Source organism: Flavobacterium sp. N1994 (assembly GCF_025947145.1).
GTDB lineage: Bacteria > Bacteroidota > Bacteroidia > Flavobacteriales > Flavobacteriaceae > Flavobacterium.
Genome location: NZ_CP109999.1, coordinates 2,093,091 through 2,113,976 on the forward strand (window position 1 = coordinate 2,093,091; position 20,886 = coordinate 2,113,976).

23 protein-coding genes are annotated in these 20,886 nt (G+C 35.2%); 12 read left to right on the forward strand and 11 right to left on the reverse strand.

Going from position 1 to position 20,886, the window contains the following annotated elements; genetic code table 11:
• Window positions 1–10: 10 nt before the first annotated feature.
• The 6 genes from OLM53_RS09255 to OLM53_RS09280 form a co-directional block, all read right to left on the reverse strand.
• The gene (locus OLM53_RS09255) at window positions 11–832 is read right to left on the reverse strand and encodes a hypothetical protein (RefSeq protein WP_264519947.1); all 822 of its coding nucleotides are present in this window, start codon (window positions 830–832) and stop codon (window positions 11–13) included.
• A gap of 51 nt (window positions 833–883) precedes the next feature.
• Window positions 884–1,465: a PhnA domain-containing protein gene (locus OLM53_RS09260; RefSeq protein WP_264519948.1), complete on the reverse strand. Its 582-nt coding sequence runs from the start codon at window positions 1,463–1,465 to the stop codon at window positions 884–886.
• A gap of 14 nt (window positions 1,466–1,479) precedes the next feature.
• Window positions 1,480–1,977, reverse strand: coding sequence for a DUF6646 family protein (locus OLM53_RS09265; RefSeq protein WP_264519949.1), 498 nt, complete (start codon window positions 1,975–1,977; stop codon window positions 1,480–1,482).
• Window positions 1,978–2,051: 74 nt separating this feature from the next.
• Window positions 2,052–2,789, reverse strand: coding sequence for a metallophosphoesterase family protein (locus OLM53_RS09270; RefSeq protein WP_264519950.1), 738 nt, complete (start codon window positions 2,787–2,789; stop codon window positions 2,052–2,054).
• Window positions 2,782–3,933: an ATP-binding protein gene (locus OLM53_RS09275; RefSeq protein ID WP_264519951.1), complete on the reverse strand. Its 1,152-nt coding sequence runs from the start codon at window positions 3,931–3,933 to the stop codon at window positions 2,782–2,784. Before OLM53_RS09275 ends, OLM53_RS09270 begins: the two co-directional genes overlap by 8 nt.
• A gap of 5 nt (window positions 3,934–3,938) precedes the next feature.
• A complete protein-coding gene (locus tag OLM53_RS09280; protein ID WP_264519952.1) occupies window positions 3,939–4,805 on the reverse strand; it encodes an aldo/keto reductase in 867 nt (288 codons plus the stop codon).
• Window positions 4,806–5,059: 254 nt separating this feature from the next.
• Here OLM53_RS09280 and OLM53_RS09285 point away from each other — a divergent pair, with 254 nt between their 5' ends.
• The 11 genes from OLM53_RS09285 (at window position 5,060) to OLM53_RS09335 (ending at window position 15,915) form a co-directional block, all read left to right on the forward strand.
• Window positions 5,060–6,064, forward strand: coding sequence for an AAA family ATPase (locus tag OLM53_RS09285; protein WP_264519953.1), 1,005 nt, complete (start codon window positions 5,060–5,062; stop codon window positions 6,062–6,064).
• 24 nt (window positions 6,065–6,088) lie between these two features.
• Window positions 6,089–6,955: a DUF58 domain-containing protein gene (locus OLM53_RS09290; RefSeq protein WP_264519954.1), complete on the forward strand. Its 867-nt coding sequence runs from the start codon at window positions 6,089–6,091 to the stop codon at window positions 6,953–6,955.
• Between the two features lie 5 nt (window positions 6,956–6,960).
• Window positions 6,961–8,592 carry a BatD family protein gene (locus tag OLM53_RS09295; RefSeq protein WP_264519955.1) on the forward strand — a complete coding sequence of 544 codons (1,632 nt, stop codon included), beginning with the start codon at window positions 6,961–6,963 and terminating at the stop codon, window positions 8,590–8,592.
• On the forward strand, window positions 8,592–9,593 hold the full coding sequence (locus OLM53_RS09300; protein ID WP_264519956.1) for a vWA domain-containing protein: 1,002 nt from the start codon (window positions 8,592–8,594) through the stop codon (window positions 9,591–9,593). The genes OLM53_RS09295 and OLM53_RS09300 overlap by 1 nt, the downstream gene beginning before the upstream one ends.
• A gap of 6 nt (window positions 9,594–9,599) precedes the next feature.
• Complete coding sequence (locus OLM53_RS09305) at window positions 9,600–10,637, forward strand: vWA domain-containing protein (protein WP_264519957.1); 1,038 nt, start codon at window positions 9,600–9,602, stop codon at window positions 10,635–10,637.
• Entirely contained in the window at window positions 10,638–11,405 is a 768-nt protein-coding gene (locus OLM53_RS09310; protein WP_264519958.1) for a tetratricopeptide repeat protein, read from the forward strand.
• Between the two features lie 20 nt (window positions 11,406–11,425).
• The gene (locus OLM53_RS09315; protein WP_264519959.1) at window positions 11,426–13,189 is read left to right on the forward strand and encodes a BatD family protein; all 1,764 of its coding nucleotides are present in this window, start codon (window positions 11,426–11,428) and stop codon (window positions 13,187–13,189) included.
• A 7-nt stretch (window positions 13,190–13,196) separates the two neighbouring features.
• Window positions 13,197–13,943: a tetratricopeptide repeat protein gene (locus OLM53_RS09320; protein WP_264519960.1), complete on the forward strand. Its 747-nt coding sequence runs from the start codon at window positions 13,197–13,199 to the stop codon at window positions 13,941–13,943.
• A gap of 88 nt (window positions 13,944–14,031) precedes the next feature.
• Window positions 14,032–14,388, forward strand: coding sequence for a hypothetical protein (locus tag OLM53_RS09325; RefSeq protein WP_264519961.1), 357 nt, complete (start codon window positions 14,032–14,034; stop codon window positions 14,386–14,388).
• Between the two features lie 97 nt (window positions 14,389–14,485).
• The gene (locus tag OLM53_RS09330; RefSeq protein WP_264519962.1) at window positions 14,486–15,505 is read left to right on the forward strand and encodes a phenylalanine--tRNA ligase subunit alpha; all 1,020 of its coding nucleotides are present in this window, start codon (window positions 14,486–14,488) and stop codon (window positions 15,503–15,505) included.
• A 2-nt stretch (window positions 15,506–15,507) separates the two neighbouring features.
• Window positions 15,508–15,915 carry a hypothetical protein gene (locus OLM53_RS09335; RefSeq protein WP_264519963.1) on the forward strand — a complete coding sequence of 136 codons (408 nt, stop codon included), beginning with the start codon at window positions 15,508–15,510 and terminating at the stop codon, window positions 15,913–15,915.
• A 4-nt stretch (window positions 15,916–15,919) separates the two neighbouring features.
• Here OLM53_RS09335 and OLM53_RS09340 read toward each other — a convergent pair whose 3' ends face one another.
• Both OLM53_RS09340 and OLM53_RS09345 read right to left on the reverse strand, forming a co-directional pair.
• Window positions 15,920–16,147, reverse strand: a complete 228-nt coding sequence (locus OLM53_RS09340) for a hypothetical protein (protein WP_264519964.1) — start codon at window positions 16,145–16,147, stop codon at window positions 15,920–15,922.
• 1 nt (window position 16,148) lies between these two features.
• Window positions 16,149–17,144: an NAD(P)H-dependent glycerol-3-phosphate dehydrogenase gene (locus tag OLM53_RS09345; protein ID WP_264519965.1), complete on the reverse strand. Its 996-nt coding sequence runs from the start codon at window positions 17,142–17,144 to the stop codon at window positions 16,149–16,151.
• A 144-nt stretch (window positions 17,145–17,288) separates the two neighbouring features.
• Here OLM53_RS09345 and OLM53_RS09350 point away from each other — a divergent pair, with 144 nt between their 5' ends.
• Window positions 17,289–18,833, forward strand: a complete 1,545-nt coding sequence (locus OLM53_RS09350; protein WP_264519966.1) for a T9SS type A sorting domain-containing protein — start codon at window positions 17,289–17,291, stop codon at window positions 18,831–18,833.
• A gap of 1 nt (window position 18,834) precedes the next feature.
• Here the strand turns inward: OLM53_RS09350 and nadD are convergent, their stop codons facing one another.
• Genes nadD through OLM53_RS09365 form a run of 3 tightly spaced genes read right to left on the reverse strand, consistent with a single transcriptional unit; the run spans window position 18,835 to window position 20,880 of the window.
• A complete protein-coding gene (nadD, locus tag OLM53_RS09355; RefSeq protein ID WP_264519967.1) occupies window positions 18,835–19,416 on the reverse strand; it encodes a nicotinate (nicotinamide) nucleotide adenylyltransferase in 582 nt (193 codons plus the stop codon).
• Window positions 19,417–19,437: 21 nt separating this feature from the next.
• On the reverse strand, window positions 19,438–20,010 hold the full coding sequence (gene gmk, locus OLM53_RS09360; RefSeq protein WP_264519968.1) for a guanylate kinase: 573 nt from the start codon (window positions 20,008–20,010) through the stop codon (window positions 19,438–19,440).
• 9 nt (window positions 20,011–20,019) lie between these two features.
• Window positions 20,020–20,880, reverse strand: coding sequence for a YicC/YloC family endoribonuclease (locus tag OLM53_RS09365; RefSeq protein ID WP_264519969.1), 861 nt, complete (start codon window positions 20,878–20,880; stop codon window positions 20,020–20,022).
• Window positions 20,881–20,886 lie beyond the last annotated feature (6 nt).

A 20,886-nucleotide genomic window follows, 5' to 3' on the forward strand; every position in this document is an offset into this window, starting at 1 on the left:
TACTGCTTACTTAATCATTGATATCTTTGAAAAATTTAGGCCCTATTTCCTGCTGATTAAATCCTGTCATCACTCTGCCATATAGTAGCTCACTATTTTTTGCACAAATAAAAAGTACGAACTTTAAATTTTTATAATTAATTACTTTCGTAAACACAACATCTTCATTTTGATCTTCGATAGCTTTTTGTATATCTTCAGGGGTTGTGAAAATAAATTTATAATTGTAAATTTTTTTTAAACCCTCTTCATGGTCAATTTCATCTTTCATACCATTACGGGTTACATAAAGTGTTTTGCTTTGTATCCTTTTCTTGTTTCTTTCATTTACTTCATCCAGATAATCTTTTATATCCAGATCCTTTTTTTTATTCAAATCAAAAACAAAATTAATTTGGCTTTGCATCATCTGTATTGAAAAAAGCATTTCCAATGGAGATATTTTATCTATTTGTACCAACGACATCAAGTCTTTTGGTGTGTTTTTTTTGAAATCTTTAAACATTGCCAGTTTCGTCACTCCATATGCCATATTTAAAGCTCCTGTGGTACCAGCAGTTCTCGAAAAACTGTACTCAACCTGATCCACAAAAAACGAACCATCTCCTTTTAAATTTTCAATTTGATTTGATTTGATCATTTCAAATTTATTGACTGTCCAATATTTAGTCAAAATGTCATTAACAATCTTATTGTATTTTTTATCACTAGACATTACAAAATAAGTAGTTCCTTCTTTAAAAGATTTATACTCTCTAATATCAGTATTTATTTCCTGGCTATAGCAATATGAAGATAATAGCAATAGAATTAGGCTTAGTTTTTTTATCATAATAGTATTTAATTGTACGTTAAGTCAATTTTCGTTTTTGGTGAAATCTAATTATTTCGTTTTCTTAACAAATTGGGTTAAAATAACAATATGCTGTCCTTCTACTCTTCCTTCTATTTGATCCGCATTATCCCAAACTAATTTGATGTTATGCACTGCTGCTCCACGTTTTGCTGTGAAATTCGCTCCTTTAACATCTAAATCTTTGATTAAGACTACTGAGTCGCCATCTTTAAGTATATTTCCATTGCTGTCTTTGTGCACAATTTTACCTTCTTCATCTTCCCCTTCACCTGTAGCTGCTGCCCAAACCAAAGTTTCTTCATCAAGATACATCATGTCCAATAAGTCCTGAGGCCAGCCCTCGCCTCGTAATCTGTTAAGCATTCGCCATGCTACTACTTGGACTGGTTTGTTTTCATTCCACATACTATCACTAAGACATCTCCAATGATTTGGATCAGTTGTAGTAGTATTTTCGATTTGGTTTTTGCAAGTTGTACATACCAATACCGAGTTGTCAAGAGATATAGATTCTTCTTTGGTTAGATGAATTCTTAAGTCTTCCGTTGAACCACACAATTCACATTGGGAACCGCTTCTTTCATTTAATCTTTGTTCGATAACGCTCATGTTTTACTGTTTTTTTATAAATTAAATGATGCTCCAATCTGAAATACAAATTGGTTATTATATTGCTTGAATCCTTCAGTATTTGAATCGTATCTTGCCAAGGGAACTCCTGCTTCCGTGTATATTCCAAAACCGTCCGTAAAGAAGTATCTAAATCCTAAATGTCCTCCAAAATTTCTTGTCCCTAAATCCAACCCTGGATAAATATCCATGGCTTTGTCTAATTTAAAAACACTTCCTAAATTGGCATTGAAACGAGCTTTGAAATCGGCTCTATCTCCAAATGTTGGTTTTATCCCTGCTGCTTCATCTACTGAAAGCAGATAGGACGCTACAAATCCGTAGGACATGTTTTCACCAATTCCAAAATCGGTAGAAATGTTTATTCCTGTTCCGTGATTTTGAATATTCATTCCCACTTGGGCTTTGATATCTCCTTTCCCTTTATAGGCTTGTGCGTTTACTAAACTTACCATAACAATAGCAACCGCTGTAATTATTTTTTTACTCATGTTTTATTTTTTTGTATTCGTGAATCTTCGAATTCTTTTTAAAATCATTTTATTTTGTTGCAAAAGTAATTAAATTAATTTCTTCCTTTTTCATTAAAATACAAAGTATTCAAAGGCTCACTTTGCCAAAATTCTTTAGTATCAACATCCATGATGGTTAATGGTCCTTTAAAAGCTGCTCCAGTATCCACATTCCAAACACATGCTTTTTGGACAGGAATGGTTTGCTCTATTCGAGTAACTGGGGTGTGCCCAATATAAATTTCATTGTATAATGTCAATCGTTTTGGATATAAAAAACTGTCTTTTGAAATGGATGCATCTAAAGCCAATGCTGCTTCCCATAGCGTTCTGTCCCAATAAAATAATTTGGGGAAATATTCATAATCAACCCCATTCATATTGGTAAATCCAGCATGAATAAACAACCTATTTTGTTCGTCTAAATAGTAGTCTTGTAATGATTTTAAGAAATCTATATGTTGTTTCTTCTTTTTATCTGAAACAGAAGCATAAGCAATAATTGTGGCTTCCCCACCGTGTTTGAACCACATTTTCTCATCAAAGTTTTTGGTATTTCCAATCAACCAATCTAACAATAATTCGTCATGATTTCCCCGTATAAAAATGCAGGGTTGTTTGGTGCTCAAATTCATTAAATAATCTAAAACTTGAGGTGATTCACTCCAGCCATCAACATAATCGCCTAGGAAAATAAGGGTGTCTTTTGTCGAGACCTTGGCCCGTTCCATAATTTGATGAAGCGCTCTTAATCCACCGTGTATATCCCCAATTACTAATGTTCTACTCATTCTTTTCGTTGTATTTCATTTTTCTTAAAATCCGCATAGCTTCTTTGAAACTCAAATATACCGTAGGGTTTTTTTGCATTTTCAAAAAGGCTTTGGCATCGATTAATTTTTGCTTTGCATCCTCAAAACCATTCAAATAGCATATCATCAATGTTGAAGATAGGTTTTCCAAATCTTTGGTTTCTCTATCTGTGAGCAAAATGTTTTTTTGCAACTTACTTATTAGCGCCGAATTTGCATTGTAAATATGATGCAACATTTTTTTGTTGTACGCTGGTGGTTCAAAGAGCATTTGAGTTTCCATTTTATAATACCCGTTATCAAAAAAACGGATGGTAACTTGTTCCAAAGGATAATAACTAGTTTTGTCATTAAGCCCCAAAGCCACGTGTTCTATAATGGTAAAAGTTTGCTCATCAAAACGAATAGAAACCACATCAAGCGCAGAGTAAAATAACTTTACTTGTTCATTAATCAACTCAATATCTACTCTCGAAAGATAGGTTGTATCTCTAATCTTTTTGGGAATTCCAGCCCAGCAAATTACAAACAATTCTTTGAAAACATGATACTTTGAAGTCATGTCTTTGTGCCGGTTGTTCACAAAATCAATCACCCCATCAAGTGTGTAAGCTATACTGTTGCGCGAACTGTTTTCAATACTAATTACAGTTTCTATATTTTGCTTAGAATACGGAATCTTTTCTTCCGTAGGCATCGAATTGCTGCCTACTCTAACAAAAACAGTGTTGGCTAAAATAGTATGAATGTTTTTCTTAAAAAAAGATGTTTTATGTTTGGGTTTTATGGTTACCAAACCAACCACTCTGTCTTTTGGTAAATTAGGAAACGGTACATTTTCATATTGAATTTTTGGTGGATTCTCGAGATAAGCATTGACTAAATTCTGAATCCTACTATCGTCAAAAAAATCATCGCCCATGATTTCGTTATCTTGGTCTTCAACCCCAACAACTATATAGGAATTGTTAGAAGGATTAGAATTAGACAAGGCACAAATGTGTTTCAAAAACTTGGCTTTTCCTTCTTTGGTATGCAAATTCAACTGCCGCTTCTTATCATAAAAACTACACTCATCGTTGTGAGCCAGAAGGTTTTTGATAAGAAGACGCTTGTTGATCATTGGTTTTACGGTACTTTATTTCCCATGCTTTCTGTCCAAATAGCAAACCAATCTTCTTGTTCTAATTGCAATTCTGTAGCTTTCATCAAAGCTTGAATTCGGGCAATATTGACTGTTCCTGCCACTGGGATTACTTTTGCTGGATGTTTTAAAATCCATGACAAAAGAATGGTATCAGCTCCAAAACGATATTTTTCGACCAATTGCACTAATAGTTTTTTCAGTCGTCTGGTTTGTTCAATATCTTCTCTAAAAACGGTTCCTAAAGGATTCCAAGACATCGGACGAATGTTGTGCAACTGCATATAATCAAAACTTCCGTCTAACATCGCTTCATGATGTGTGGCTGAAAACTGAACTTGGTTATAACTGATTTCTGTTTTTTGTCGAATTAATTCTGTTTGTGAAGGCGTGAAATTGGAAACTCCAAAATCAATAATTTTACCTTCTGCTTTTAATTTTGCCACTGCTTCAGCTATTTCGTCGGCAACCATTAAAGGGCTAGGACGATGTAGAAGCAACACATCCAAATAATCCGTTTCTAGATTTTTTAATGAATTCTCGACAGACCAAATGATATATTCTTTGGAATATTCGTAGTGTTTTATTTTGTTTTTTCTCCCATTGGTGTGCTGAATCCCACACTTAGAAATTAACTGGAAGTTTTTTCGATCTATTTTACTTTTGGCGAAAGCCTTTCCAAAATCAGCCTCTGTAGTATAATCTCCATAAATGTCAGCATGGTCAAACGTCGTGATTTGATTTTCGATACAAAGGTGTATCAGATGCTCCATTTCGGAAGTGTTCAATTTTTTGTCCCAAATGCCCCAATTCATGGTTCCGGCAATAATGGGTGAGAGTTTTGTTTTCATTTGTATATCATTAAACTTATTTAAAATCTGCTTTTTGATTTTTTTGGGTTTTTGAAAATTTTATTATTTTGCCAACCGAAAAATCTTGAAAACAGATTAGGTCTTAAAATTATAAAAAGAAAATCATAAATCATCCTTAAAATAGGGATGTTTTAAAAAGTTTTAACGCATTATTAACATCTTGTAAGGGATTAAATTTTCACTTTTGAAATGTTAAAATTAAAACACTCAAACATTAGTTTAAATAGAATACTATGGAAGAAAATGGTACCGCTTTAGATATTAGAGCAATTAATGAAAAAATTGAAAGAGAAAGTGCTTTTATCGACTTACTAACCATGGAAATGAACAAGGTAATTGTTGGTCAAAAACACATGGTAGAAAGATTGTTAATTGGACTTTTAGGACAAGGTCATATTCTTTTAGAAGGGGTTCCTGGATTGGCAAAAACCTTAGCCATAAATACTTTGTCACAGGCAGTTCACGGTAGCTTTAGCCGTATTCAGTTTACGCCAGATTTATTACCTGCTGATGTTGTAGGGACCATGATTTATAACATTAAAGCCAATGAGTTTTCAATAAAAAAAGGCCCTATTTTCGCCAACTTCATTTTGGCCGATGAGATAAACCGTGCTCCTGCCAAAGTACAATCCGCTTTGCTTGAAGCGATGCAGGAAAAACAAGTTACTATTGGGGACACGACCTTCAAATTAGAAAGACCGTTTTTAGTTTTAGCAACACAAAATCCAATTGAACAAGAAGGAACTTATCCTTTGCCTGAAGCACAAGTAGATCGTTTCATGCTAAAAACCGTAATTGATTATCCAAAAATGGATGAAGAAAGAATGGTCATTCGTCAAAATTTAAAAGGATCTACTGAAAAAGTGAATCCAGTGGTTACTGTTGACCAAATTTTAAAAGCACAAGAAGCCGTTCGCGAGGTATACATGGACGAAAAAATAGAAAAATATATTTTAGACATTGTCTTTGCTACTCGTTATCCTGAAAAATATAAACTAGAAAGTTTGAAACCGCTTATCGGTTTTGGAGCTTCTCCTCGTGGAAGTATCAACTTAGCCACTGCTGCCAAATGTTATGCTTTCATCAAACGTCGTGGTTATGTGATACCGGAAGATGTTAGAGCTGTGGTTCATGATGTATTGCGTCACAGAATTGGTGTTACCTACGAAGCGGAAGCGGAAAACATCACATCGGTTGACATTATCAACAAAATCGTAAACGAAATAGAAGTTCCTTAGTAGAAACTGAAAACTGTTTGCGAAATGGAAACTAAAGACTTACTCAAAAAAGTTCGTAAAATCGAAATCAAAACCCGAAGATTGAGTGATCATATCTTCTCGGGCGAATACCACACGTCGTTTAAAGGACGGGGTATGACTTTTTCGGAAGTGCGTCAATACCAGTTTGGCGATGATATTCGTGCCATTGATTGGAATGTAACAGCGCGTTACAACGAACCTTACGTAAAAGTTTTTGAAGAAGAACGAGAATTGACTATGATGTTAATGGTTGATATTTCGGGTTCGGAAAGTTTTGGAACTAAAAACCAATTGAAAAGCGAGATTGTCACGGAAATTGCAGCAACAATGGCCTTTTCAGCGACACAAAACAATGATAAAATTGGACTGATTTTATTTTCAGACCAAATCGAATTATACATTCCGCCCAAAAAAGGAAAATCACACGTATTAAGAATCATCCGCGAGCTAATAGAATTTCAGCCAAAAAGCAAAAAAACCGATTTATCACAAGCTTTGAAATTTCTTTCAGGAACTCAAAAAAAGAAAGCCATTGTATTTGTTATTTCCGATTTCATGGTAGAGGATGATTACGAGAAAACCTTGAAAATAGCTGGAAAAAAACACGATATAACAGGCGTTCGCGTTTATGACATCCGGGAAGAAAAGATGCCAAATATTGGTATGGTAGAAATGGAAGATGCGGAAACTGGAGAAATTCTAGTAGTAAATACTGGCTCTAAAAAAGCGCGATTGAGCTATGAACAACAGTATCGCGAGAAAGTGAGTTACTTCAAAGATATCTTTTCAAAATGTGGTTCTGGAACTGTGAATACTCGTGTAGATGAAAGTTATGTTACCAAATTATTAGGTTATTTTAAATCGAGATAAGAAACATGAAAAGTAAATTTGCTTTATTTTTATTCTTATTGTCGATGGCGCTTTGGGCACAACCTAAAGTGACAACTTCTGTCAATGTTACTAAAAACAAAATCGGAGCCGAATTCAAATTAACTTTGAAAACGGATGTCGATACATTGTCTAAAGTTAAATTCCCAGAAGCTAAGAATTTTGGCGCTTTAGAAGTAATTCAATCCTATAAAATTGACACCGTTAAAAATGGTGCACGTTATGAATTGATTAAAAAATACGGACTGACACAATTCGATTCAGGAAAATATGTTATCCCAAGAATTCCTGTGTTGATAAATGGTAAACCATCGTTTTCTGATAGTATCAAAGTAGAAGTTAACAACGTTAAAGTCGATACATTGAAACAAAAAATGTATGACATTAAAGATATTGCGATTGTAGATAAGCCTCTTGGCTCTTGGTGGATTTATCTTTTGATTTTAATTGCTATTGGAGTTATTGGATTTTTTATCTACAAATTCATCAAAAAAAGACAGAGTCAACCTAAAGTAGAAGAAATTGTTTTCAAATCTCCAATCGAAAAAGCTACTACTTTATTACAGCAATTGGAAGGAAAAGAACTTTGGCAAAAAGGAGAAATCAAACATTATTACTCGGAACTCACCGATATTGCTCGAAATTATATTGAAGAAGAAATTCATATTCCAGCCATGGAAAGTACTACTTCCGAACTTATTGAAGGGCTTCGAAAAGCTGCTAAACAAAAGAAATTAAAGCTTTCCAACGAAACAGTAGAGAATTTAGAAAAGGTATTAAAACAAGCCGATTTGGTAAAATTTGCCAAAGTTAAACCGCTTGATTTTGAAATTGAAGAGGACAAAAAACGAATTTCTAGCTCTATAGTAACCATTCACAAATCAATTCCAGAAATTGTGGAAGAAGATGATGAGTTGACACAATGGAACGAACAACAAAAAGAACTAGCGCGTTTACAAAAATTAAAAAAACAAAAACGAGTTCGAATCATTACCACCATCGGAATTGTAATGGGCATGTTATTGATTTTTGTCTTGGGTGTAGCATATTTCAAAGGAACCGAATACTTAAGGGATAATATTCTTGGACATCCAACCAAAGATTTAGTAGAAGGAGAATGGGTGTACAGTGAATATGGAAATCCTGGAGTTAAAGTAGAAACGCCAAAAGTCTTGAAAAGAATTGATGCAGAGAAAATGTTACCAAAAGATGCCGCTGCTATTATAAAAGAGATGCAAACTTTTGTTTACGGTAGTATTTTGGAAGACTTTAGCATTACGGTTTCTACCGTAACTTACAAGCAACCTATGAAAATGGATTTAGATAAAACAGCCGAAAATTATCTGAACCTAATGGAATCACAAGGGGCTCAAAATATTATCGTAAAGACGGAAGACTTTGATACACAACAAGGAATTACTGGTAAAAAAGCCTACGGAACTATGACTGTTTTAAATAAAATAAAAGGGAAATCAACCAAAATGTATTATGAATTGTTGCTATTCGGACAAGATGATGGTTTACAAGAAATCCTAGTAATGCATCGCGAAGAGGATAAATACGGTCAGCAAATTGCAGAGAGAATGTTGAACTCGGTTGAATTACAAACAGCGAAATAATGAAAGAGGTAAGCTTTTTAAATCCTGAATTTTTCTGGTTGTTTTTAGTACTTCCAGCTGCCCTTGTTTGGTACATCTGGAAAAGAAAACAGCAATCGGCTACTTTAAAAATAAGCTCAGTGAAAGGTTTCAAAGCTCAAAAGTCTTTGTTAGCTAAATTGAAACCCATTTTGTTTGTATTGAGATTATTAGCGTTAAGCTCTTTGATTATTGCCATGGCTCGACCAAGAAAGGTAGATATCAGTAGCCAAACCAAATCCACTAAAGGAATTGATATAGTAATGGCGATTGACGTTTCGGGAAGTATGTTAGCTAAAGATTTAAAGCCAAACCGAATGGAAGCTTTGAAAAGTGTGGCGGAAAACTTTGTTAAAGGAAGACCTAATGATAGAATCGGAATTGTGGTTTATGCCTCTGAAGCTTACACCAAAACTCCAGTTACAAGTGATAAAGCCATAGTTCAGCAAGCGATTCAAAGTATCAAATATGATAATGTTTTGCAAGATGGAACGGGAATCGGGATGGGATTGACCACAGCGGTTAATCGATTAAAGGATAGCAAAGCCAAAAGTAAAGTGATTATTCTTTTGACCGATGGGGTAAACAATGCAGGATTTATAGAGCCAGAAACCGCTTCTCAAATAGCACGTGAATATGGAATAAAAGTGTACACTATCGGAATTGGAACCAATGGGAATGCGATGTTCCCTTATGCTTATGCGCCTGGTGGTGGCTTTTTATTCAAAATGATGCCTGTTGAAATTGATGTGAATTTGTTGCAAACGATTGCTAAAAATACTGGTGGAAAATATTTTAGAGCTAGTAGTAATAGTAAATTAGAAGCTATTTATAACGAAATCAACAAACTAGAAACCACTGAAATTCAAGAGTTGAAATTCTATGATTACGACGAAAAATACAGACCGTTTGTTTGGATTGCTGGAATTTTAGTTTTGATTGAATTTGGTTTACGAAACACAATTTATAGAAGTTTTATCTAAAGAATTATGTACGAGTTAGAAGAAAAATGGTATTTGTATTTCTTGATTGTCATTCCAGTAATGGCAATGCTTTTCTTGTATATCCAATTCTGGAAAAGAAAGAAACAACGCGAATTTGGTGATTTAGAATTAATCAAAAAACTAAGTCCTGAAAAATCAGTTTTTAAGCCAATATTGAAGTTAGTTGTTATTTTATTAGCGTTAACTTGTTTGATTATTGGTTTGGTAAATCCAAAAATGGGAACCAAAATGGAAACGGTAAAACGTGAGGGAATAGAGATTATTTTTGCCGTTGACGTTTCAAAAAGTATGTTGGCAGAAGATGTGGCTCCAAGTCGTTTGGAAAAAAGCAAACAATTGGTTTCTCAAATCATCAACAATTTAGGTAGCGACCGAATTGGAATTATTGCTTATTCTGGTAGTGCTTTCCCTGTATTACCTATTACATCAGATTATGGTGTGGCTAAAATGTTCTTGCAAAGTATGAATCCCGGCATGATTTCGGCACAAGGAACATCCATTGATCAAGCGATAAATTTGGCCACAACGTACGTGGATAAAAAGGATAAAACTAACAAACTTTTAATCATCATTACCGATGGTGAAGATCATTCTGATAGCGCTGCAGATGCTGCTGAAGAAGCAAAAAAAGTTGGGTTGAAAATATTGACAATTGGGGTTGGAACCGAAAAAGGAGGAACTATTCCATTAAAACGAAATGGTGTTGTGGAGAGTTTTCAACGGGACCAAAATGGGGAAGTTGTGATTACCAAACGAAATGCAGAAGTTTTAAAAACCATTGCTAAAAACTCTGGAGGAGGCTATGTTGATGGAAATTCTACTAAAGAGGTTCTAGGTTATGTGAAAAATGCATTAGATAATATTCAAAAAACAGAATTTGAAAGCACCCAAATGGCCGATTTTAAATCACAATTTCAATGGTTCTTAGGATTTGGATTTTTCTTATTGCTTTTAGATGTTTTCTTGTTGGATAAAAAAACCAAATGGGTGAAAAAGATGAACTTATTTAACGAAAAGGAATAAATGAAAAAGTTGTTTTTATATAGTTTAGTTCTGATTTCTTTTTTGGCAAAAGCCCAAGACAAGGAAAAAGATACCCATTTGCCTGAAGGAAACGATTCTTTTGCAGAAAAAAAATATGCCGATGCTGAAGCAGAATACAGAATTTCTGATGCTAAAAATCCAAAAAAAGCAATTGCTGCTTATAATCTAGGAAATGCCATTTACCGCCAAAATCAAGCTGCCGAAGCTAAATATCATTACGCCAAAGCATTGAAAATGGCCAAAACAAGAGCAGAGAAACATCAAGCATTTCATAATATAGGAAACACTTTTATGAAAGATAAAGATTATTCCAATGCTGTTGAAGCTTATAAAAATGCTTTGCGCAATAATCCTGCTGACGAAGAAACGCGTTACAATTACGCTTTAGCAAAAGAATATCTTAAAAACAATCCGCCTAAAAAAGACGGCAATAAAAATAAAGACAAAAAGGACGATAAGAAAGACGACAAAAAAGACGGTAAAGACAAAGACAAGGATAAAAAGGACGACGATAAGAAAGACGGAAAAGATAAAGACAAGGATAAAAAAGAAGGCGATAAGGATAAAGACAAAAAAGACGATAAAAATCAAAACGATGGTCAACCTAAACCTCAACCAGGAGGAATTTCGAAACAACGTTTAGAAAATTTATTGGATGCCGTAAATAATGAGGAGAAAAAAATTCAGGAAAAAGTAAACAAACAAAAAGTACAAGCCAACCCTAAAAAAACTGATAAAGATTGGTAGTTAACTGAAAATTTGAAAAAATGAAAAGGAGCATAGTATTATTGTTTTTAGTGACAAATTCCCTTTTGGCCCAAGTACAATTTGAGGCAAAAGTGAGCAAGAATTCTTTGGGAGTAAATGAGCGTCTTCGTATTGATTTTACGATGAATGCTGATGGTGATAATTTTGTGCCACCTAATTTTGAAGCCTGTGGTTTTAAAGTCGTTGGCGGACCAAGTCAATCGGTAAGTCAATCCTGGATTAATGGGAGAAGTTCGTTTAACAAATCCTACATCTACATTTTACTACCGACGCAAAAAGGAGCATTAACGATTAGACAAGCTTCCATCGAAATTAATGGTCAGACTTATAAAACATCTCCTGTAAGAGTCAATGTGACAAATGCTGTTGAAATTCCCAAAGATCCCAACGAAGCGCCAGCCATTAGCGCCGATGACAATATTTATTTAGTTGCCGATATTTCAAAAGCCAATCCTTACCTCAACGAACCTATAACAGTTGTTTACAAATTATACTTCAGTTATAACATCGGTATCTCAAACTGGCGCGAGTTAAACAAACCAAAATACAATGATTTTTGGAGCCAAAATATTGACATCAAACAATTAGTTGCTCAAGACGGCACATTCAAAGGAGAACGCTATCGTTATGTTGTATTGAGAAAAACGGTATTATATCCACAAAAATCAGGAAAACTAGAAATCGAACCTTTATCTCTTGATATTGATTGTCAAGTGCCAACCAATAGAAGAAATTTTTGGGGACAACCCTTGATGACTGAAGACAGTAAACGTGTTTCTGCAGGAAGCAAAGTAATCAACGTTAGAGCTTTACCAGAATCTGGAAAACCTGAGGATTTTTCGGGAGCTGTGGGTCATTTTGATTTTCAAGTAAAACCATCGAAAACACTATTGAAAAACGGAGAATCTTTAGATTTGGATGTTAGTGTGGTTGGTACCGGAAACCTAAAACTATTCACGCTACCAAAACCTGTTATGCCTTCCGCTTTAGAAATGTATGATCCTGTTCACGATGAAAATGTTTCGACTCCGCTTACTGGAATGACAGGAAGAATTTCTGATAAATACACTATAATTCCACAAGACAAAGGCAACTATCAAATAAAACCTCTGCGTTTTACCTATTTTGATTTGGGTTCTTCAAGTTATAAAACCATAACATCCAAACCTATAACTATTACGGTTTTAGATGGTCCTGGTGTGGCCAATTCAGAAAAAACAAATTCAAACGAGACAACAAAATCCAAACCAGAAGTGGCTAAAACGTTTGCTTACAACAAACAAGTGGCTCATTTGGAACCTATTAAAAAAGACGGCTTCTTAGGCTCGGGATTGTTTTACTCCTTGATGGCTTTGCCGTTTTTAGCCATCCCGTTTTTTATAGTGGGTAAAAAGAGAAAAGAGGCTTCTGATAATGACATTGTTGGCAACAAAATCAAAAAATCTAATGCTTTGGCTAAAAAATATTTGGGCGACGCCAAAAAACATTTGGGTAACAAAGAGCCATTTTATATTGCATTAGAAAAAGCCATGCACAACTTCTTAAAAGCCAAATTAAACATCGAGACTTCGGAGATGAGCAAAGAAAAAATAAGCGAATTATTGCTTTCGCGAAAAGCAAATGTTACAACCGTTGCTGAATTTATTCACTTAACCGAAAACTGTGAGTTGGCCCGTTATGCGCAATCTTCTGAAACCGCTATTCAGCAAGATTATGACAAGGCGGTAGAAATTATTTCTGAACTAGAAAAGCAATTAAAATAAAACGGAGATGAAAAAGATACTTATTTTATTATTGTTCGTTTCTCAAGTTTTTTGGGCACAATCTGCTTTTGATCAAGGAAATCAATTCTATCAAAAAGAAAATTACCAAGCGGCCATTACTAGTTTTGAAAGTGTTTTAAATACTGGCAAACAATCGGCTGAATTGTATTTTAATCTTGGAAATTGTTATTATAAGATTCACAAAGTAGCTCCAGCGATATACAATTATGAGAAAGCTTTATTGTTGAGTCCAAATGACAACGAAATAAAAACCAACCTAGAATTCGCTAGAAAAATGGCCATTGACGATATCAAAGTAATTCCAAAAGTGGGTTTCAACAAACTCCTAGCTGACTTTACTTCAAAGTATCATTACGACACTTGGGCTTGGATTGCAGTTGTTTTTGCTTTCTTGTTTTTACTCTTTTTTGTGGGCTATTATTTTTCACAGAAAACCATTTTGAAACGTGTTTTCTTTATTGGAATGTTCTTTTGGTTGTTAGGGATTTTTCTGAGTGCAGCTTCTGGATTCTATGAAAAAAGCAGAAATGAAAACGAAAGACCTGCTATAATTTTTGCTGAAAGCACACCCCTTAAAAGCGAACCAAAAGCAAGTGGTCAAGAAGCAACCTTACTTCACGAAGGAACAAAAGTCTACATTCTAGAAAGCATTGCTAACTGGAAAAAAGTAGAACTCACCGACGAAACTACAGGTTGGATTGAGGATGGCACAATTAAAGAAATTAAAAATTAGCCTTTCAAAATAACAAAGTATCTTTGCCAAAATTTAAATCAAGAAGCATAAGTCTTTTCTCTTGCTTCTTTTTTCTTTTATCAAAATTATGTCAAGAGACGAACAATTAAAAAACCGCTGGGACAAAGTCGTTGAAATCCTTTCTAATCAGTTTGCTGAAGGAGATGTATTGGATTTGGACGCTATTATATATCTAATCGGAGTTCAAGAGTTAGGAAAAATACACCAAACTTTCAAAAAAGACGAAAAACTCAATCTGATGCACATTGCCATCTGCCGTTTATTAGAACCTTATGGTTTCTATGAATTCGATTTTTTTGACAAAGAAGGTTGGCCTCATTACAAAGTCAAAGAAGAATTACCTCCATTGAAAGCTGGAGAACAATCAGTCTTAATGAAAGAAGCCATTGTGAATTATTTCGTGGAAAGAGAAGTGATTGATTAAAAACTTCCAACTTCCAACTTCTAACTTCCAACTTTTCCCTAAATTTGCACCTTCAACGACCCGAGCCTTTGGGCGAATTGTATGAAATAAAAGACCGATGATAGACAAGATTAAAGAACACATAGAAGAAGCTAAAGCATTCAACACTAAAAATAAGGAAGCTTTAGAAAATTTCCGTATCAAATATTTAGGCAGTAAAGGCTTGCTAAAAGAGCTTTTTACCGAGTTCAAAAACATTCCTAATGACCAGAAAAAAGACTTCGGGCAAGTAATCAATACTTTGAAAATGGTGGCTGAAGAAAAAGTTAGAGCCATTCAGGAAGAACTCGAGAGCAAAGAAGAAGTAAAAGGCTTTTATGGAGATTTATCTCGTCCGTCAGAACCAGTAACTATTGGTTCTCGTCACCCTATTTCCTTAGTAAAAAATCAAATCATCGATATTTTTTCTACCATCGGATTCAACGTTTCCGAAGGTCCAGAAATAGAAGACGATTGGCATAATTTCACCGCCTTAAACTTGCCAGAATACCATCCGGCAAGAGATATGCAGGATACCTTTTTCATCCAAACCAATCCAGATGTTTTGCTGAGAACTCACACCTCATCCGTCCAGGTTCGTTATATGGAAAACAACAAACCGCCTATAAGAACAATTTCTCCAGGAAGAGTTTTTAGAAACGAGGCCGTTTCCTCGCGCTCTCACTGTATTTTCCATCAAGTGGAAGGGTTGTATATTGATAAAGACGTTTCCTTTGCCGACTTAAAGCAAACCCTTTTATATTTCACTAAAGAAATGTTTGGTAAATCTAAAATTCGCTTGAGACCAAGTTATTTCCCTTTTACAGAGCCAAGTGCTGAAGTAGATATTTACTGGGGTTTAAAAACCGAAACGGATTATCGTATCACCAAAGGTACAGGTTGGTTAGAAATCATGGGTTGCGGAATGGTAGACCCAAACGTTTTGAAAAACTGTGGTATCAATCCTGAAGAATACAACGGTTTTGCCTTCGGTATGGGAATCGAACGTATTGCTATGTTACTTTACCAAATTGGTGACATCAGAATGTTCTATGAAAACGACGTGCGTTTCTTAGAGCAATTCAAATCTAGCATCTAAAAATGAAATCGGACATTACCATCCCAAAAGTAGAAAACGTATTCCTAGCCGCTGTGCAAGAATGGAGCGATGACTTCATGGAAAAGGTTTGGTATGTTTATTTAGTAAACGATTCTGACTATGATTTAGACTCGGTAATGGTCGTTTCCCAAGCTTTTGGTACTCTTGATGGGGAAATGAAAAAAACGTCGCTCCTGCGCCACGCATTTATGCAAGTCCCTGCTGTATCTGTCGTCAAAATAGAAATGGTAGAAAAAAGTGTATTAAGGCTCAACAACGAGTTTATGGTAACTTACTTTATCGGAAGTACTTTATACGATAAGAAATTCATCTTCAAAGCACAATCAATCACTCCTGATTATGTTGAAGAAGTGCCTATTTTATTTGTAGATGGTGTTATTGTGAGATAACGAATTACTTCTGGTCATTGTATTCATTATTTTTTCTTTTCTCTCTCCAACTAGAATATCCTATTATAAAGATTCCAACGAATAAAAAGAGAACCAATTCTATTAGGAATTTTATAGAAAGAAAAGCTTCTGTGTAAGAAGTCCCATAACCTTCTATTGCAGTGATAATAATCGGCATAATAATACCAAATGGCAACCCTTTTTTTAGTTGATATGTCCATCTTTCGTTCATCCTAGTCTAATTTTTCTGTTAGCTTTTTAAAGACTTTTTTGGCGTCTTTCCCTTCGTACAAAATCTCATAGACAGCATCAATGATAGGCGTATTGGCTTTATATTCTTGATTTAATTTATAGGCACTTTTTACAGCATAATAGCCTTCAGCCACCATACTCATTTCCATCATGGCTGATTTTACAGTGTAGCCTTTCCCAATCATATTCCCGAACATCCGGTTTCGTGAAAAAACAGAATATCCTGTTACTAATAAATCGCCCAAATAAGCAGAATTATTAATGTTTCGTTTCATCTTATGCACTTTGCGGATAAACTTTTTCATCTCGCGAATAGCATTACTCATAATCACCGACTGGAAGTTATCTCCATAACCTAAACCATGTGCAATTCCAGCAGCAATAGCATAAATATTTTTGAGCATCGCTGCATATTCTGTTCCAATAATGTCGTCAGAAATTTTGGTTTTGATATAGTTCCCCGCCAATACACCAGCCATTACTCTTGCTTTATTAGAATCGCCACAAGCAATAGTTAAATAAGAAAGTCGCTCCAATGCTACTTCTTCCGCATGACATGGACCCGTAATAACGCCAATGTTTTCAAAAGGAATATCAAATTTTTTATTGAAATGTTCTCCAACAATTAAGAACGTTTCAGGAACAATTCCTTTGATGGCTGAGAAAATTACTTTGTCTTTTAAACTCACTGTCAACTTCTCCAATTCCGAACTTAAGAAAGCCGATGGAATAGCAAAAATAATATAGTCAGCATAAGCTACTGCTTCATTAATATCGCTGGTCAACTTCAATTTCTTGATATCAAACTCAACAGAACTCAAGTAATTAGGATTGTGTTTGTGGGTTTTGATGTGTTCAATCGCTGATTCATTGCGCATATACCAAGCAATTTCATCTAGATTGACACAAAGCATTTTTGCAATGGCTGTAGCCCAACTTCCGCCACCAATCACCGCAAATTTTGGAGATTTATTCATGAATAGTCACATTTATAGCTATCAAAAATACTGATTTTTAAACTAAATAATTCTCTTTTTCACGAACAAAATCTATTACTCTTTATAAATCAATCTTTTGTGTTTTTTAATTTACATTTGTATCAAGAATAACCATCAGAACTCATGAATAAAATTACAATTTGTTTATTGCTTACCCTAAATCTTCTGCATTCACAAGCACCAAACATTAGCTATGTAACGCCAAATGTTTTCACTGTTGGACAAAGTATAAGCGCTTTGACTCCAACAAATAGTGGCGGAACTATCATCGCTCAAACTTTAGTTTCCACTTTTGCGGGTTCTGGAAGTGTGGGAGCTGCAGACGGTAATGGAATCTCGGCAAGTTTCAATTTACCAACGGTGGTTACTATTGATAGTCATGGAAATATTTTTGTAGTAGACAGAAGCAATCATAAAATTAGAAAAATAACCCCCGCAGGCGATGTCACTACTTTTGCGGGTTCTGGTGCGATTGGGTCTGCTGATGGAATTGGGAATGCCGCTACCTTCAAATATCCTGATGGTGCCGTTTTTGACTCTAACGACAATCTTTTTATATCCGACCAAAGCAATCATAAAATTAGAAAAATAACTCCCGACGGAACCGTTTCTACTTTTGCAGGAACAGGTGTAATTGGAGCAACTGACGGGCCAGGAAACACCGCTCGCTTTTATTATCCTGCCGGAATGGCTGTAGATGCTAACGATAATATCTATGTTGCCGATTATGGGAATAATAAAATCAGAAAAATTACTACTGATGGAACCGTTTCCACTTTTGCAGGAACTGGTGTGGCAGGTTCGGCTGATGGAACGCTACTAACAGCGCAATTTAATGGTGCAACTGGAGTATGTGTAGATGCATCTGGAAATGTTTTTGTTGCCGATTATTACAGTAATAAAATTAGAAAAATCAACAATCTTGGCGAGGTTTCCACTGTGGCTGGAACTGGAACTGCTGGCTCTAATGACGGAATGGGTGCTGCTGCCACTTTTTATTATCCCGCAATTGTTGCGATTGACAGTGCCAATAATTTATTCATAACCGACGAACAAAACAATAAGATTAGAAAAATTACTCCCGATGGTATGGTCTCAACCTACGCCGGAACTGGGGTCGTTGGAGCTACAGATGGTGTGGCAACGGTAGCGCAATTTAATTCGTCAACCGGAATCGCAGTGGATCATTCCAATACTATTTTTGTTTGTGATTATGGAAATCATAAGATTAGAAAAATCAAAACCTATGGCTTCTCCATTGCTCCTGCTTTACCAACAGGATTAACTTTTGATACTACAACCGGAATGATTAGCGGAACGCCAAGTGTCATCTCTCCTGCAACTGATTATACTGTTACGGCTTCTAATCTTGATGGTGAAGGCTCTTATGTTGTAAATATTGCTGTGACTGCTGATCTTGGTGTGTCAAATTTTACTAGTACAGATTTAAAAATTTATCCAAATCCAGTAACATCATTTTTGAATATCAGTACTACCGAAAACATAACTGAACTTAAAATAGTAAATCTTCTTGGACAAGAAATGCTTTCAAAAACCAACTTAACCTCAGAAGCTAAAGTAGAGGTTTCGGAATTAAAGAGAGGTTGTTATTTGGCTAAAATAACTATCGGAAATGGCATGAAAACGGTTCGCTTTTTGAAGCAATAAATTACTTTCTATAAAACGCACTGCTGTCTATATATTCCCAAACTTTTTGAGGTAACATTGGCATCACATTCTTCTTGTTTTTAATGCTTTCGCGAATAAACGTGGAAGAAAGCTCAATGACTGGCGCTTCAACACGATGAATTTTATCGTGATTGATAAACTGCTCATCAATTTCTCCTGAATTAAGTCTAGGATAAACATAAATGTCATGGTTTGCTATAATCACTTCGTAGTTTTTCCATTTGTGTAACGAATTCAGATTGTCTTCGCCCATGATTAAGGCAAACTCGTATTTAGGATACTTTTCTTCCAAATGAGCCAAAGTAGACACCGTATAATTAGGCTGTGGCAACTTAAATTCAATATCAGAAGCTTTGATTTTGTTAAAGGCATCCGTAGCCAAAGTGACCATATGCAACCTTTGATAATCATCCAATAAAGTGCTCTTTTGTTTGTGCGGATTATGAGGTGTAACCACCATCCAAATCTGATTCAAATCGGAATGCTCTGCCATGTGATTAGCAATAATCATATGCCCCACATGAATGGGATTAAAAGTGCCAAAATACAATCCGATTTTCATTCTATTGGTAACTACTAATTACTATTTCTTAACAAACTCTTTCACCAACTCATAAGCCTCTGCCTTCGCCACATCTAAATCATAATTCTTAATTATAATATCAAATTGAGGAGCTGTAGCCAATTCAACATGGGCTTTTGCAATACGCATATTAATTTTATCATCACTTTCGGTGGAACGTTCTTTCAAACGTCTTTTCAGTTCGTCAACGCTAGGTGGCTTAACAAAAACCGCTAAAGTCTCTAAAGGAAATTTAGACTTTATACGCAAACCTCCCGCAACATCAATATCAAAAATCACGTTCTTCCCTTTTGCCCAAATACGCTCTACTTCACTCTTTAAAGTGCCATAAAAGTTATCGCGATACACTTCCTCCCATTCAATAAAATCCTCTGCTTTAATATGCTTTTTGAATTCTTCTATAGAGATAAAATAGTAATCCTTCCCATGAACTTCTTCTCCACGAGGTTCACGCGTAGCCGCCGAAATAGAAAACTCTAAATTCAGTTCTGGTTGTGCTAATAAATGCCGTACTATCGTGGTTTTTCCCGAGCCGGACGGCGCTGAGAATACTAATAATTTTCCTTTGTTCATGATTATTATCTACAAAACATTTAAAACCTGCTCTTTTATTTTCTCTAATTCATCCTTCATCATCACCACCAATTTCTGCATTTCTGAATGATTCGATTTCGAACCCATAGTATTAATTTCTCTTCCCATTTCCTGAGTAATAAAACCCAATTTTCTTCCGTTGGCTTCTGTTCCGGCTAAGGTTTCTATGAAATAGTTTAGGTGATTTTCTAAACGAACTTTCTCTTCCGTGATGTCATATTTCTCCAAATAAAAAATCAATTCTTGTTCAAAACGATTCTCATCTACATTTTCTTTTAACTCATCAAGCGCAGTTCTTAAACGGGTTTTTACCGTCTCCACTCTTTCGGCATCATACGAAACCGCATTATTCATCAACGTCATAATATTGGCAATGCGATGCAAAAATTCTTTCTCCAAAGAAACTCCTTCGTCTTTACGAAACTGCACCATATTCTCTAAAGCTTCATCAATCACGGTTTGGATTTGCTTCCATTCGTTTTCGTCAATTTCATCGCGCTCAGTTTTTAAAGCATCGGGCATACGAACCGCCATTTTCATCAATTCGGTTTCATCGGCATTCGGAATAACCGCTTTCATTTGAGCGATATAACCTTTGACTATTGGCACATTTATTTTAGAAGATGTTTCTTCGCCAGTAACCTCAACATATAACGAAAAATCGATTTTTCCACGTTCTAAACGTTGCGAAAGTTGGTTGCGTAATCCCAATTCCATTTCCCTAAAAACAGAAGGCATACGCGTGTTCAAATCCAATCCTTTGCTGTTAAGCGATTTAATTTCTACAGTAATTTTTTTGGTGGGTAATTGCAAAGTGGCTTTCCCAAAACCAGTCATCGATAGTATCATTGGTGT